Genomic DNA, 13821 nt, shown 5'->3' on the forward strand with positions numbered 1-13821 from the left:
TTAACCAAAGTCTAACTAGTAGTCAAGGGTTGACTGGGCCACTGCCAGTAAGCAACCATGCTATGATAGGCTTTTTTTGCTCTAGTTAAACTGAGTTATAAAAGCCAGCGTTTTTAGTGTTTATTAGGCGCTGTTGACCCTTCACAACTAGACACTGCTGTGGTCTATCATTCAACAAGCCTTACTTAATCGGTAGGTAGTCGCTACTGAATTGATAATAATAAAACCCCATAGGATAATCAACTATGATTAACAATCAGACCGTTATACCAGCTTTGCTAAGCGATAAAGTAGTCATTGTTACGGGCGCAAGCCGTGGACTGGGCGCGCAAATCGCTCAGCAAATGGCCGCAGCAGGCGCAAGCGTTTGCGTTAATTACCTTAAGAGCAAACAGGCTGCTGACCAAGTCGTAGCAGAGATTGAAAAGGCAGGTGGACAAGCTTTTGCTTACCAAGGAGATGTGACAGATTTAGCACAAATGCAGGCTATGGCAGCGCAAGTTATCGAACGCTTTGGACGCATTGACGTATTAGTTAATAACGCTTTGCCAAGCTACCAGTTCAATCCAAGTGCTGATTATACTAGCATCGAAACCGTGCAATGGGCGCATTTTTCGCAGCAGATAGATGGTATCGTCAGAGGCGCTGTCAATACAGTGCAAGCGGTATTGCCCCAGATGAAAACTCAACAGATGGGCAAGATTATCAATATCTCTACCAATTTAGTGTATAACCCAGTAGTGACTTACTATGACTATACTACTGCCAAATCGGCCTTGATTGGGCTCACTCGTAACTTAGCGGCTGAGCTTGGGCAATATGGTATTCGCGTTAATCTGCTGGCAGGCGGGTTGCTAAAAACGACTGATGCTAGCAAATTAACTACCGAAGAGGTGTTTGATTATATCGCGACAACTACGCCCTTGCGTCAAGCTACTTCCGTGGCAGACTTTGCCAATTCAGTACTATTAATGGCCTCTGATTTGGGTGCAGCTATTACTGGTCAGTCTATTGCTGTTGATGGCGGTTTGACAATGCCTTGATACGCCTTGATAGACCTTAATAGGCTTTGATAAATTGTCAATAATAAGTTTTAAGGTACAAATAAGAGAGATGCAATGAGGAATCGCAAAATCGCTGGAGTAGTCAGCGCGGTGATAGGGCTATGTGCCATTATGGCTTTTTTTAATACCGGTATGGATACGCCGCTGTTAGGCTGGCCATTAGAAACTTATCTTGGGGTGGCTTTTACTATGGCTTGGCTGACTAACATGCCAACGTGGTTGGCTTATTCGCTAGCTGCTGTGCTATTTATAGTAATAACTATGGGGCTTTATAAGCTAGGCAGTTGGGTTTATGGATTGGTCATGGGGCGAGGTTGATTGAGTCTAAGTTTAGCCAAAAAAAAACAAGGATTTAACAGCATGGCCTCAGCATTGCGTTCTTTAACCGATAGAAATATGCGGGCCATGGGCAATATTACTTTAAGGGTTCGCCTCGGCGCTCGTCCCTCACGCAAGAGCAGAACATAGTTCTCGCCATACGAACAGGCAGTGCTCTGCTGCTTCCGTCCTCGCTCGCGCAACAATAAAAACCTGATATACATTTGAGGTCGTTAAAGTGTCGAGTAGGGTGCGCCCCGAGCACCGTTTAATAGCTAGATTTTAGAATTCATTAGGTCTGCAATGAGCTAATAATAGGGAAAGAAATGCAACTCAATACTTCTGAAAAAAAGAATTGTTAAGCAACTTCGAAGTTGATTTTGAATATGATTACGTTATATATCATGAAAAATTTTATAATTTTCGATAAAGAAAGACGATCCGAAAATACAAATTTTCTAGCAAAGATTTACGACAACAAAGGTAGTTATTTATCGACTATTGCATTTTGTGAGTCTGAAATACGTTATAGAAAGATAAATATTATGTATAGTTGGGGTTGGGAGGTCGACAATGGACTAAAAACAGTCTTTGGTGTCACTAGTGCATGGATGTTTGATTTTTGGCATGGATTTGATTTTATAAAAGAGGTTTATACTGACCGTAATAGATTTTATTAAGCAGCGCAAGCTAGGTTTTTAACTCTGTATTAAAACCTTGTAAAGTCAGAGTGCTGGGTTAAAAACCCAGCCTACAAAAGCTAAGCCTACGAAACTGTCAAAACTTTAAGCCTGCTGCCCCACAGACAACTGATCAAGCACTGCCTGAATACCATACTCTTCAATAGTGCCTGTGACCAAATCGGCACGCTCTTTTAGCTCAGACTTAGCATCACCCATTGCCACCGCAAAGCCAACTAAATCAAACATTTCTAAATCGTTCATGCCATCACCAAACGCCATACAATCCTGCGCGTCAATATTATAATGTCGGCAAACATCTAAAATACCGCGTGCTTTTGAGGCGTCTACTGGCAAGATGTCAGCACCTACTGTGTGCCAATGTACCAGCTTCAATTCATCCTGAGCAAAGTCAACCTCTTGCATTTTATCTTGTTGATTATTGAAAAATACTGAGCACTGATAGACGGTATTTGACTTGTAATAATCAGGATCAAGAATAGAGTTTGGCGTTATGGCATTGTATTCGCGCAAACGCTCGTTCTCTTTTGACCAAGCGATATGAGTGGCTGAGTCAAACTTATGAATAAGATCGCCTTTGTGGCATAAGTTCACAATCTTATTAGTTTGCGCCTCTGATAAAGGGTAATGGCTGATAATGCCATCCTTATTAAAGCTGTATTGACCATTCATACAGATAATAGCGTCCAATACATTGGCATCGAGTAGCGCTAAGATATCAGAGGGTAATATTGCTTTAGAGCGTCCTGTGGAGATAATAAGCTTGATGTCACTGCTGGCAAGTTGTTCTAGCGTGGCTTTATTGTGCTCGGCAATAATTCCGTTACGGCTCAGAGTATCATCAATATCGAAAAATATGATCTTAGGCGTAGGGATATTATTACTCATAATCTCTTGGGCAACTTTGTCTTTAATAAACATGGTGATCCTATTATTTTCTATTTATTCAAATGTTACTATAATCAGCCTAGACCATTAAATAAATAGCTATAAAGTAATGCTTGCCTATTATGCCTACCTAGCGCTTATCCTGTAATGCGGTTGAGCCAGTAAGCATACATTGCAACATAGCAGGTAATAAGCTGGCTTTGCTCGCTATCTTGATTATCAGGCTCATATTTATGTAATTTACTGCACCAAAAGGTCAGCCTAAACTGATCAAGCATAATTTTGCATAATAGGATTCAATACCCCTTGAATGCCTTGCTCTTCAATGGTGCCAGTAATGAGGTTGGCACGCTCCTTCAGCTCGTCTTTAGCATCACCCATTGCCACTGCAAAGCCGACTAAATCAAACATTTCTAAATCATTGAGCCCATCGCCAAATGCCATGCAGTCAGCGGCATCAATACCGAAATGAGCGCATACATCTAAAATACCACGCGCTTTTGAGGCATCTACGGGCAAGATGTCACCAATAGCGTCATGCCAATGCACCAGCTTTAGGTTGTGCTTAGCAAAATTAACGTCCTGCATCTTCTGGTTTTGATCATCAAAGAATACCGAGCACTGATAGACAGTGTTTGCCTTACAATACTCAGGATCAATTAGGCTTACGTCTTTAATTTTATCGTGATATCTATTTTGCCAGTCATGCAAATCTGACCAGGCAATGTGGGTGGCAGAATCAAACTTGTAGATTAACGCACTATCAACACACAGTCCTGCAATGGTAGTCGCTTGACTAAGAGTTAGCGGGTAGTCACTAATCACCTGCTGGTTGTTAAAGCTGTATTGCCCATTCATACAGATGATGGCATCTAAGACATTGTCTGCAAGCAGCGCTTGGATATCTAGCGGTAATATCGGCTTTGAGCGTCCCGTTGAAATAACCAGTTTGATATTTAAGTCTGATTTGGCCAGTGCTTCAAGGGTGGCTTTATTATGCGGGGCAATCTCACCATTGCGGCTTAAGGTATCGTCAATATCAAAAAATATCATTTTTGGAACAGGGATAGAGACGGGGTTGATGTTTTCTAAGCTTTTGGTTTGATTTGAGGTGGGCATGGAAGTCCTTTTTCTAATATTATTAAGGTTTCTTGTTATATCGTTTGCTAGGTTAAAAACCTGGCCTATGCTAGCTACTTTAAATTTGGTCGTTAAGAGGTGGAGGTGAATATAACGCTGTTTCCCAATCTTCGTAAGGCGGATCAGCGCTGAAGTTAGGATCACAGTATGCTCTCAAATAATCAGTTGCACGTTTTTCTGCATACTTAGCGTTTAAAACGTTACCTTTCTTATCTAATTCCAACACATTGACATAGATTGCAAAGACTTGTTCTATGGCACTCGGATCACTTCCGTACAAATCTAAATAATCGATACCTTCTAGTGTATTCTGAGAGCCACTGGACATGAAATAAACGAAAGTTCTTAGTGCGCCGCTAAAGCTATTGCTTAGTTTCATTTTTTATATTTCCCAAAATCATATCTATTGCTTCAAAGTCTAGCCTACGGCTGTTATGTTAGTAACAGTCATTTTTGCAAAAAACGCTTTATCCGATGTATGATATCTAATACGTTAGAACGTATAGAATTTTTACACTCTATTTCTGGTTTATCGAATTCTGAAGCTCCTGATATAATTTCTTTATACTGGTATGAAATACTATCTGCCTGATTTTCCACACTTTCACCATCGTAGATCAATTGCTCATATATTCCCAATTTACCTTCTGGATATTGTGCTTCCCACAAATCACTTCTATTTAGAATATCTTGATAAGAGTTTTCAAATCCCACTTTATCAAACTTGTACCACTTGCCGTCTTGTATAATTTGATGCTCAGCTCTCATTAAGTTAAATTTTTTATAAAAATTATCTATGTTAATAGCATCTCCATCATCTATGGCTTGCCATAAATTTAATATGGCCTCTGTTCTATCCTCAACATTACAAGAGCTTTTCAAACGTTCAATATATCTTAATGTACTAATAGTTAGAGCTTGTTCAGTTGATGGGAATGTAAACCCTAAGCCATTGACAACCTTTATAAAACCGTTGAAGTTATCAACTTGTTTAGAGTTTAAACCTTCTATTGGTTCGTAATACCAAAAATAAAGCATAGCGTCATGGTAGTAACCCTGTTTTTGCCACTCTTCGATATAATAGCTGTAAAAACCATATTCTTGTTCATCGATTCTCCAGTGTTCAATCATAAGCTCTACTAGTTCGTCGAGGAACGCTATCTGAGTAACGCTAAGCGCAGAATTTAAGTCCATTTAAATAACTCCCAATCCTCCAACCTCAACACTAGTCACATTCTAAAAGCCTCTTGGTAACTGGCCACCACGGCTTAAGGTATCGTCAATATCAAAAAATATCATTTTTGGCGTGGGGATAGAGACGGGGTTGATGTTTTCTAAGCTTTTGGTTTTGTTTAAGGTGGGCATGAGTGTCCTTTTGTATTAAAGCAGCCTTGCTTAAGGCAAGGATTATTTTAGCACTGTGATTACTAGTGATTATAGAAGTGGCCTTAACCATTTGTAAGCGGTTATTCTGTAACGGATTTTCTCACGCTATAATTAGATACAAGCTAGGCCGTAGGCTGGGCTTTTAGCCCAGCATTCTATCTAGGCAGACAAAATAAAGGTAAAAAATATGCGAAACTACCTTAGAAACAACTGTAAAGGTGGCACTTATTTTTTCACCATGAATTTATTAGATCGAAAAAGCCAACTTCTTACCACTCATGCTAATCAATTTCGACAAGCCTATCGAATAACCAAACAAAATCATAATTTTCAACTTCATGCGCTAATATTATTGCCTGATCATATCCATATGCTGATTACTTTAGCAGAAGAAAGCGATAATTATGCTGTCATTATTTCAAGTTTAAAAACTCATTTTTCTCGTCAGATAACCAAGTCAGATGATGAAATAATAAATCATTCTAGAATTAAAAAGCGTGAACGCGGTATTTGGCAAAGGCGATTTTGGGAACATAGAATCAGGGATGAGTTAGATTACCAACGCCATATTGATTATATTCATTACAATGCAGTCAAACATGGTTATGTGGAGCGTCCTATTGATTGGCCGTATTCGACTTTTAAAAAATGTGTAGATGAGGGGTTTTATTCTTCTGATTGGGGTGGGGTAGGTATTGACGGGTTTAATTTAGATTATGATTGATTTTAGGGGTTTGAGTTCAGTTTTTTGGCATGGTTTGCTGGGCTAAAAGCCCAGCCTACGCTAATTATATCTCGATAGTTAAAATAATTACTTGTTATAGTTTAACAGAACTTTTTCAACTGACTCTTTTAACAAGTAACTAGTTTTGATGAGGTAAGCATTAATATCAATCCATTCACTTTGCTTCTCATACTGCCAACTATCATTACTGATGACGGCAACTTTTCTTATATAGGGTGACTCCTTCCAGTACATCTTCTCAGAGAAGTGTTTTTGAATCTCGTTTGAATTTTGCTGTAAGTATTCGAAAATTCTAATATTTTGCTCTAAACTAATAGCATTTCTTTCATCTTTTGAAAGCTTAGATTTTCTAGGAACTTCAGGACTTGAGTAAATAACCAGAGTAACATTTACACTAGTTTGATTTAAGTTCACATACACGCTGACGCCATTGAACTCAGTTTGCTTTACTATACCCTTCTTACTAGTTGTACTATTATTTGCATAGATATTATCATAACCTGAGATTCTGGCTTGAATAAACTGATTCCAAAATTGCTTTTTAAGTTCATCCTTTGCTTTATTCATAATGTTCTCTTTTATGTTTATATCAAATGAATGGAGTACAGTTGAGCCATCGTAGGTTAGCATTTTAAACGCAAAAAATACGAAATCACCCTACCTCAACACTAGTCACATTCTGAAAGCCTCTTGGCAACTGGCCACCACGGCTGCCACGTTTGGCAGTATAATTCGCTAAGTCCATCGGTTTTAAGGTCACATGACGTTTGCCCGCGGTAATGATTAAACTATCTTGCTTGCTCAATGGGGTGATAGCCAGCACTTCCTCATCAGTTTTTAAGGTAATCATCTTATTGCCTTTACCACGGGCTTGTTCAGGCAGATCATCCAAAGCAAAGATCAATAAGTAGCCAGCGTTAGTTACCACGGCGATATGATCAGGTGTAGCTTTTACAGAACCATCATCGCTGCTATTAGCATTAGTACTAACATTGTCATTGGCATCAATACGAGCGACTGGTAATAGGCGACTATCAGCCGCTAGAGTGATGATGTTTTTACCGGCTTTTTGATTGCTATCAAGATTGCCAATGGTATTGATGAAGCCGTAGCCTTGCGAGCTGGCAAGGATAATACGCTGCTCATTATTGCCAGTTAATAGCTGCTCAAAGTGTGCGCCAGCTGGTGGCTTCAGCACGCTAGTCAATGGATCGCCTTGACCACGCGCGGAGGCTAAATTATGGGCGTCAATACTATAGCTACGTCCAGTACTATCAAGGACATAGATCTTCTCATTAGACTTGCCACGCACATAAGCTTGGTAACCATCTCCAGAGCGATAGCTCATAGTGGTAGGGTCAACATCATGACCTTTGGCAGCACGTATCCAACCAGCTTTTGACAGCACAGCCGTAATCAGCTCGCTCGGTACTAGATCAGACTCTTTTAGCGCTTGTGCCTCTTCACGCTCTGCTAGTGGTGACATGCGATTATCGCCATGAGCTTTCATATCTTCAGTAAGTTCATCAATAATCAAACCAGTTAGGCTTTCAGGATTATCTAAATACTCTTGAATAATGGCTCGTTCTGCGACTAGCTCATCCTGCTCACGTCTAAGCTCGAATTCTTCTAGTTTTGCTAATTGACGCAGACGAATATCTAAGATGGCATTGGCCTGAATCTCACTCAGATCATAGCCTTGCATCAGCGCCAGCTTTGGATCTTCCTCTTCACGAATGATGCGAATCACTTCATCGATATTAAGATAAGCAATCAGTAAGCCGGCTAAAATGTGCAGACGCTTATCGATTTTATCGAGGCGGTACTGCAAGCGGCGTACGACCACTGAGCGCCGACAGACTAGCCATTCTTCTAGGATATCTTTTAGGTTTTTGACTTGTGGCTTACCATTTAAGCCAATCATATTCATGTTGACCCGGTAGTTACTCTCCAGCTCAGTAGTGGCAAACAGATGACTCATTACTCGTTGCACATCGACACGGGTAGAACGTAGCTCCAAGACGATACGGCAAGGGTTTTCGTGATCAGATTCATCATGAATATCGACTACCCAAGGCAGTTTTTTATCGGTCATTAGTTTAGCGATTTGCTCTTGGATCTTATTACCCGAGACTTGATAAGGTAGCGCATCGATGATGACGAGGTTCTTTTCCTTATCATCGATATGGTAAGTGGCGCGCATCTTATAACTGCCACGTCCAGTCTCATACAGCGCTTGCAGATCTTTTTTGCTAGTGATGATTTCGGCACTAGTAGGTAAGTCTGGGGCTGGTATTGATTGGGTGAGCTGCTTAACCGATAGTTCAGGGTTTTTGAGCAGACGGATAGCCGCACGGACTACTTCATTAAGATTATGCGGTGGAATATCAGTTGCCATACCAACGGCAATACCAGTAGTACCATTCAATAATATATTAGGCAAGCGAGCAGGTAGAGTAGTCGGCTCTTGCATAGTGCCGTCGAAGTTATCTTGCCAATCAACTGTTCCTTGCCCTAATTCTGCCAGTAAAGTATTGGCATAAGCCGACATTTTAGCTTCAGTGTAGCGCATAGCAGCAAAGGATTTGGGATCATCAGGACTACCCCAATTCCCTTGACCCGTAATCAGCGGATAGCGATAACTAAACGGCTGCGCCATGAGTACCATAGCTTCGTAACAAGCACTATCGCCGTGCGGATGATATTTACCCAGCACATCACCGACAGTACGTGCCGACTTTTTGGGTTTAGCTGTAGACTTAAGACCTAGCTCGCTCATGGCATAGATGATGCGGCGCTGGACAGGTTTTAGACCATCAGCAATATTGGGCAGTGCGCGATCCATGATGACGTACATGGCATAGTTGAGATAGGCTTGCTCAGTAAACTCGGCTACTGAGCGCGTGTCTAGCGCATCGTCCGCTAGAAGGGGAGTATCGTTATCGATAATATCAGACATAGAATAAATTTCGCTTTTATAGTGATCAAAAATTTGCTGCAAATAGGGTGCTACGTATAAAGTGTCTACTGTTAACTAGATAAGTATTTATTATTATAAGTAGAATAAATATAAATATCATGCATTCAAAGGCGCTTGGCCTAATTAGCATAGTGCGTTCAACATCTAGGCCAAAAATAAAATAAGCTAGCGCTATCGTAAAGGATATTGCCGCAATTAAAAAGCCATCTATGACAATAAACGACAGGTCATGACGTGCCAATGCTGATTTTGTTTATAGCTTTTATCCCCTAAGATTAGTATAGTGATTTTAATGGTTTTTTATTATTTACTTAGTTGATTAGCAGCTAGTAACTGGGGCTGCAAAGGCATTATCGCTGAAGCGGTACTTAGTAGTCCGCAATGACTTTAGAGCTATGACTTTAGAGCAATGATAACTATCTCCTCACTAAACAGGACGCCACTCATGTCATCAATTCAGTTAGCTCATACTCGTATAACTATTATGACTCGCAAAGCGTTAGTGTTAACGACGCTAGCTGGCTTAGGACTGAGCGCCTGTAGCACGCAACAGATGGTTCAATCTAGTGCCGAAAGTGTCAGTACCATTGCTAGTACAAGTGCTAGTCCCACTAATACTCAAGCTGTTGCTCCAGCGCCAGTTGTAGTGGTCTCAGCAACAGCAGCACCGCAACAAATGGCTAGCGCTGATTACGCGGCTAACCCTAGTATGCTCATCCGTGCTGTGCCACAAAGCAAGATAGTCCGACCATCGCCCTTTATAGTAGCAGAGTCTCAGTCAGGCGATAATTATCAGGATATAAAACCTAACTTAGTACATAAGACTAGTGAGATGGCGGTAGCTACTTTATCTATAGATACTGATACTGGCAGCTATGCTAACGTGCGCCGCTATCTTAATGAAGGTCGGCTGCCGCCAGTTGACGCCGTACGTGCTGAGGAGCTGATCAACTATTTCAATTACCAATTCGCTGATGGTAAGCGCGTAGCAGGTGCACCCTTCATGGTTGCCACCGAAGTGGTTGATTCGCCGTGGGATAGAGCCGATCAAGGTAATAAGATTGTCAAAGTCGCTATCAAGGCGGTCGATACTAGCTTGGCAACGGCCAGTAATACTAGCTTGCCGCCAGCGAATTTAGTGTTTTTAGTTGATGTCTCTGGCTCTATGTCCTCCAACGATAAGCTGCCGTTAGCACAAGCCTCTCTTAAACTGCTAACTCAGCAGTTACGGGCGCAAGACAGCGTTAGCATTGTCACTTATTCTGGTAGTACTAGCGTCGCCTTACCTGCCACTAGTGGTGATAAAAAATCAAAAATAATAGCGGCTATCGATAGCTTGACGGCAGCAGGCTCGACTAATGGTGAAGACGCCCTTATGCTCGCTTATAACCAAGCTGAACAGGCGATGCAAAAAAAGGGTATTAATCGTATTGTCATGCTCACTGACGGTGATTTTAATGTTGGCATTAGTGACGTCAATGAAATGCTAGATTTAGTTAAAGCCAATCGTGATCGTGGCATTTCTTTATCAACTTTAGGGTTTGGTCGCGGTAATTTGAATGATTATATGATGGAGCAGATGGCCAATAATGGTAATGGCAACTATAGCTATATTGATAGTCTGACAGAAGCTAAAAAGGTCTTTACTGATGAGCTAGGAGCGACTTTCAATACCGTAGCCAAAGATGTGAAGATTCAGCTTGAGTTCAATCCGGCTGTGGTTAGTGAGTGGCGCTTAATCGGCTACGAAAACCGAGTGCTTAACGAGCAAGATTTTAATAATGATAAAGTTGATGCTGGCGAGTTAGGCGCGGGAAAAGCAGTGGTTGCTCTATTTGAAGTCACGCCGACCGGCCAAGTTGGTCTCTATAGTGAGCGGCGCTATGCCAGTGATAAACGGGATAAAACAGTAGCTACTACGCAACAAGCCAATGAGCTGGGCTTGCTAAAAATACGTTACAAGTCTCCTGAAGGGGGCAGCTCTAAACTCATTAGCCAAGCTATTATCAATAATAATCGTGACTTGAGTAATGCTAATATCGATACCCAATTTGCCATTGCAGTCGCCGGATTCGCGCAGCGCTTAGCTCAAAGCGATTATATCAACGAGTGGAGCTTTAGGGATAGCGGTAAGTTGGCTAGTAAAAGCATCACTAGCCAGCCGAGCAGTGATACAGACGGTATACGGCGTAATTTTGTTATCTTAACTGAACTGGCCGACGCTCTTAAGAACCATAACTAAAGACAAGCTAACCATAAAAATATGCTCCAACTTATACCTAGTTGCTTATAAGTTGGGGCTATTGATTGTTAAAAGTGCTTAAGGCTATTAACAAATGCCCCCTTACTTGGGCAGACGAGCTTAGTCAATAAGGTGAGGGCTTTATAACAATATACTGATCTAACCAATGATATTAAAGGTCAAGTGTCTTTAAGGACTGAAGTAGCAATCTTTTGTATTGAGTAGTCTGTGCAAAGTGTGTATGTTAAAGAATAAAGGGCTATTCAGCATATTACCATTAGGAGAAACCAGATTATGGACAATCAAATGCCAAGCAATCCAACCCGTCATAATAAAAAAGTTTGGCTCAAAACGTACGAAGATCTTGGGCTCACTTATGATATCGTAATGCCAGCCGATAATACCTCGCTGATTGATATTTTTGAGAATAGCTTTGCCAAATATGGTAATAAAACCGCCTTTATATGTATGGGTGCATCCATTACCTTTAAAGAAGTGGATGAACGCAGCAAACAAGTAGCCGTTTATTTGCAGTCTCTAGGGTTAGTCAAAGGCGATAAAGTAGCCGTAATGATGCCTAATGTTTTGCAACTTCCAGTTGCGGTCATCGGTGTATTACGTGCAGGCCTGACCTTAGTGAATGTCAACCCTTTGTATACTACTAAAGAGCTTGAGCATCAACTAACAGACTCCAATGCCAAAGCATTGATCATGGTAGAAAACTTCGCTAAAACTTATCAAGATATAGGTCGCAAAGTAGTCGAGCATGTGGTCATTACTGGTATGGGCGACATGATGGGTACGCTTAAAGGCTTTATGGTCAATGCTGTCGTTCGTCATGTCAAAAAAATGGTCCCAGAATACAATATTGCTAACAGTGTCAGCTTTAAAGCGATGCTAAAAAAATCTTCTGCCAGTAAATACAAGCGTCCAACCGATATCAGTCTGGCAGACATTGCGGTACTACAATATACCGGTGGTACTACTGGTGTGGCCAAAGGGGCTATGCTGACCCATAAGAATCTAGTGGCTAACTTAGTACAAAGTAATACTTTTTTAGGCACCGCTTTTGACGAGTTCGATAAAAGAGGTGAGCAGCCTGTTATCCTGACCGCTTTGCCGCTTTATCACATCTTCTCCTTCACTGTCTGCGGTATGTTTGGTATTTATCGCGGTTGTGCTGGTCTACTAGTGCCTAATCCACGCGATCTTGATAGTTTGATAAAAGCCTACAAAGCCAATCCACCTTCGTTCTTCCCAGCAGTCAATACTCTATTCAATGCTTTAGCTAATAATGAAGAGTTCAAAAGTATGGATCACAGTAAGCTAGTGGTCTCTATGGGCGGTGGTATGGCGGTAGTCAGTGATACGGCAGAGAAATGGCGTCAAATCACTGGCAATATTATCCTACAAGGTTATGGTCTCTCTGAAACCTCACCAGTAGCGACCGCCAACCCTATTACTAGTGTAAGCTTTAGCGGTACTATAGGCTTACCTATGCCCTCAACTGATATCGCTATCATAGATGATGCTGGTAATGAAGTAGAGTTAGGCGAGCGCGGCGAAATAGGGGTTCGCGGTCCACAAGTGATGAAAGGCTATTGGCAGCGTGAAGAGGCGACTCGTGAATCTATGACTGACGATGGATTCTTCTTAACAGGTGATATCGGCATTATGGCTGATGATGGCTATGTGACTATTGTCGATCGTAAAAAGAATATGATCTTAGTATCAGGTTTTAACGTCTATCCGAATGAAGTCGAAGAAGTGATGGCGGGTCATCCTCAGATCATAGAGTGTGGCGTTATCGGCGTTCCCGATGAGAAGAGTGGCGAGATACCGAAGATTTTTGTGGTGCGTAAAGACGCCAGCTTAACTGAGGAGCAAGTCCTCGATTATGCTAAAGAGCATTTAACTGGCTATAAGCGTCCTCGTTATGTTGAATTTATCGATGAGCTGCCTAAATCAAACGTTGGTAAAATTTTGCATAAGGATCTGCGTACGATGGAAGAGAAAAAAAATGCCTAGTACGGGGTGGTTATAGTGAGTTGCTAATAGCTATATAAGTATAAGCTGCTTCAGTGCTATAACTCACTCACTACTGCGTTAGCATTAAATAAATGGATGATAAGGCAGCTTAATAACTGCTTTATCATTTTTTTATGTCAAAGTTTTGAGCAAGAGTAAACTATAAAAGATAGGATGATAAGGCTATAGATCGATAGTGTTGATGCTAGAGAATTTACCACAAAACTGCTATAGTGCCAGCAAATACAGGCTCAAAATCAGTAGCCTAGGCATAGTTTTTTGCTATAAATTGATATCAATATAAGTTTTTATAGAACTCAAAACCCTAG

Annotated in this window: 13 protein-coding genes; 6 read left to right on the top strand and 7 right to left on the bottom strand. The window is 41.2% G+C overall.

Annotated elements, in window-relative coordinates:
- The first annotated feature begins 245 nt into the window (after window positions 1–245).
- The 3 genes from JMY09_RS09175 to JMY09_RS14690 all read left to right on the top strand — a co-directional run bounded on the left by JMY09_RS09175 (window position 246) and on the right by JMY09_RS14690 (window position 2062).
- Window positions 246–1043 (top strand): 3-oxoacyl-ACP reductase, encoded by a 798-nt coding sequence (locus tag JMY09_RS09175; protein WP_201623289.1) that lies wholly within the window; start codon window positions 246–248, stop codon window positions 1041–1043.
- Between the two features lie 75 nt (window positions 1044–1118).
- On the top strand, window positions 1119–1382 hold the full coding sequence (locus JMY09_RS09180; protein WP_201623290.1) for a hypothetical protein: 264 nt from the start codon (window positions 1119–1121) through the stop codon (window positions 1380–1382).
- 545 nt (window positions 1383–1927) lie between these two features.
- Complete coding sequence (locus tag JMY09_RS14690; protein WP_265088011.1) at window positions 1928–2062, top strand: hypothetical protein; 135 nt, start codon at window positions 1928–1930, stop codon at window positions 2060–2062.
- A 105-nt stretch (window positions 2063–2167) separates the two neighbouring features.
- Here JMY09_RS14690 and JMY09_RS09185 read toward each other — a convergent pair whose 3' ends face one another.
- From JMY09_RS09185 to JMY09_RS14695, 5 genes are all read right to left on the bottom strand, one after another.
- On the bottom strand, window positions 2168–3004 hold the full coding sequence (locus JMY09_RS09185; protein WP_227677254.1) for a Cof-type HAD-IIB family hydrolase: 837 nt from the start codon (window positions 3002–3004) through the stop codon (window positions 2168–2170).
- Window positions 3005–3241: 237 nt separating this feature from the next.
- A complete protein-coding gene (locus JMY09_RS09190; protein ID WP_201623291.1) occupies window positions 3242–4090 on the bottom strand; it encodes a Cof-type HAD-IIB family hydrolase in 849 nt (282 codons plus the stop codon).
- Window positions 4091–4169: 79 nt separating this feature from the next.
- Window positions 4170–4490: a YbbR-like domain-containing protein gene (locus JMY09_RS09195; protein ID WP_227677255.1), complete on the bottom strand. Its 321-nt coding sequence runs from the start codon at window positions 4488–4490 to the stop codon at window positions 4170–4172.
- 68 nt (window positions 4491–4558) lie between these two features.
- Window positions 4559–5305, bottom strand: coding sequence for a hypothetical protein (locus JMY09_RS09200; RefSeq protein ID WP_201623292.1), 747 nt, complete (start codon window positions 5303–5305; stop codon window positions 4559–4561).
- Window positions 5306–5347: 42 nt separating this feature from the next.
- Complete coding sequence (locus JMY09_RS14695; RefSeq protein WP_265088012.1) at window positions 5348–5476, bottom strand: hypothetical protein; 129 nt, start codon at window positions 5474–5476, stop codon at window positions 5348–5350.
- A gap of 208 nt (window positions 5477–5684) precedes the next feature.
- Here JMY09_RS14695 and JMY09_RS09205 point away from each other — a divergent pair, with 208 nt between their 5' ends.
- Window positions 5685–6221 (top strand): REP-associated tyrosine transposase, encoded by a 537-nt coding sequence (locus tag JMY09_RS09205; RefSeq protein WP_201623293.1) that lies wholly within the window; start codon window positions 5685–5687, stop codon window positions 6219–6221.
- 87 nt (window positions 6222–6308) lie between these two features.
- Here JMY09_RS09205 and JMY09_RS09210 read toward each other — a convergent pair whose 3' ends face one another.
- Both JMY09_RS09210 and parC read right to left on the bottom strand, forming a co-directional pair.
- On the bottom strand, window positions 6309–6809 hold the full coding sequence (locus JMY09_RS09210) for a hypothetical protein (RefSeq protein ID WP_201623294.1): 501 nt from the start codon (window positions 6807–6809) through the stop codon (window positions 6309–6311).
- 85 nt (window positions 6810–6894) lie between these two features.
- Window positions 6895–9201, bottom strand: coding sequence for a DNA topoisomerase IV subunit A (gene parC, locus JMY09_RS09215; RefSeq protein ID WP_201623295.1), 2307 nt, complete (start codon window positions 9199–9201; stop codon window positions 6895–6897).
- A gap of 466 nt (window positions 9202–9667) precedes the next feature.
- Here parC and JMY09_RS09220 point away from each other — a divergent pair, with 466 nt between their 5' ends.
- Entirely contained in the window at window positions 9668–11464 is a 1797-nt protein-coding gene (locus tag JMY09_RS09220) for a vWA domain-containing protein (RefSeq protein WP_227677256.1), read from the top strand.
- A 294-nt stretch (window positions 11465–11758) separates the two neighbouring features.
- Complete coding sequence (locus tag JMY09_RS09225; RefSeq protein ID WP_201623296.1) at window positions 11759–13492, top strand: AMP-binding protein; 1734 nt, start codon at window positions 11759–11761, stop codon at window positions 13490–13492.
- Window positions 13493–13821: the final 329 nt, after the last annotated feature.

Origin of the sequence: Psychrobacter urativorans, from assembly GCF_904846695.1 — a bacterium.
GTDB lineage: Bacteria > Pseudomonadota > Gammaproteobacteria > Pseudomonadales > Moraxellaceae > Psychrobacter > Psychrobacter urativorans.

Coding starts and splice junctions, on each gene's coding strand:
- JMY09_RS09180 (WP_201623290.1), top strand. CDS start 1,119: ATGAGGAATCGCAAAATCGCTGGAGTAGTCAGCGCGGTGATAGGGCTA.
- parC (WP_201623295.1), bottom strand. CDS start 9,201: ATGTCTGATATTATCGATAACGATACTCCCCTTCTAGCGGACGATGCG.
- JMY09_RS09190 (WP_201623291.1), bottom strand. CDS start 4,090: ATGCCCACCTCAAATCAAACCAAAAGCTTAGAAAACATCAACCCCGTC.
- JMY09_RS09175 (WP_201623289.1), top strand. CDS start 246: ATGATTAACAATCAGACCGTTATACCAGCTTTGCTAAGCGATAAAGTA.
- JMY09_RS14690 (WP_265088011.1), top strand. CDS start 1,928: ATGTATAGTTGGGGTTGGGAGGTCGACAATGGACTAAAAACAGTCTTT.
- JMY09_RS09205 (WP_201623293.1), top strand. CDS start 5,685: ATGCGAAACTACCTTAGAAACAACTGTAAAGGTGGCACTTATTTTTTC.
- JMY09_RS14695 (WP_265088012.1), bottom strand. CDS start 5,476: ATGCCCACCTTAAACAAAACCAAAAGCTTAGAAAACATCAACCCCGTC.
- JMY09_RS09195 (WP_227677255.1), bottom strand. CDS start 4,490: ATGAAACTAAGCAATAGCTTTAGCGGCGCACTAAGAACTTTCGTTTAT.
- JMY09_RS09200 (WP_201623292.1), bottom strand. CDS start 5,305: ATGGACTTAAATTCTGCGCTTAGCGTTACTCAGATAGCGTTCCTCGAC.
- JMY09_RS09210 (WP_201623294.1), bottom strand. CDS start 6,809: ATGAATAAAGCAAAGGATGAACTTAAAAAGCAATTTTGGAATCAGTTT.
- JMY09_RS09185 (WP_227677254.1), bottom strand. CDS start 3,004: ATGTTTATTAAAGACAAAGTTGCCCAAGAGATTATGAGTAATAATATC.
- JMY09_RS09220 (WP_227677256.1), top strand. CDS start 9,668: ATGTCATCAATTCAGTTAGCTCATACTCGTATAACTATTATGACTCGC.
- JMY09_RS09225 (WP_201623296.1), top strand. CDS start 11,759: ATGGACAATCAAATGCCAAGCAATCCAACCCGTCATAATAAAAAAGTT.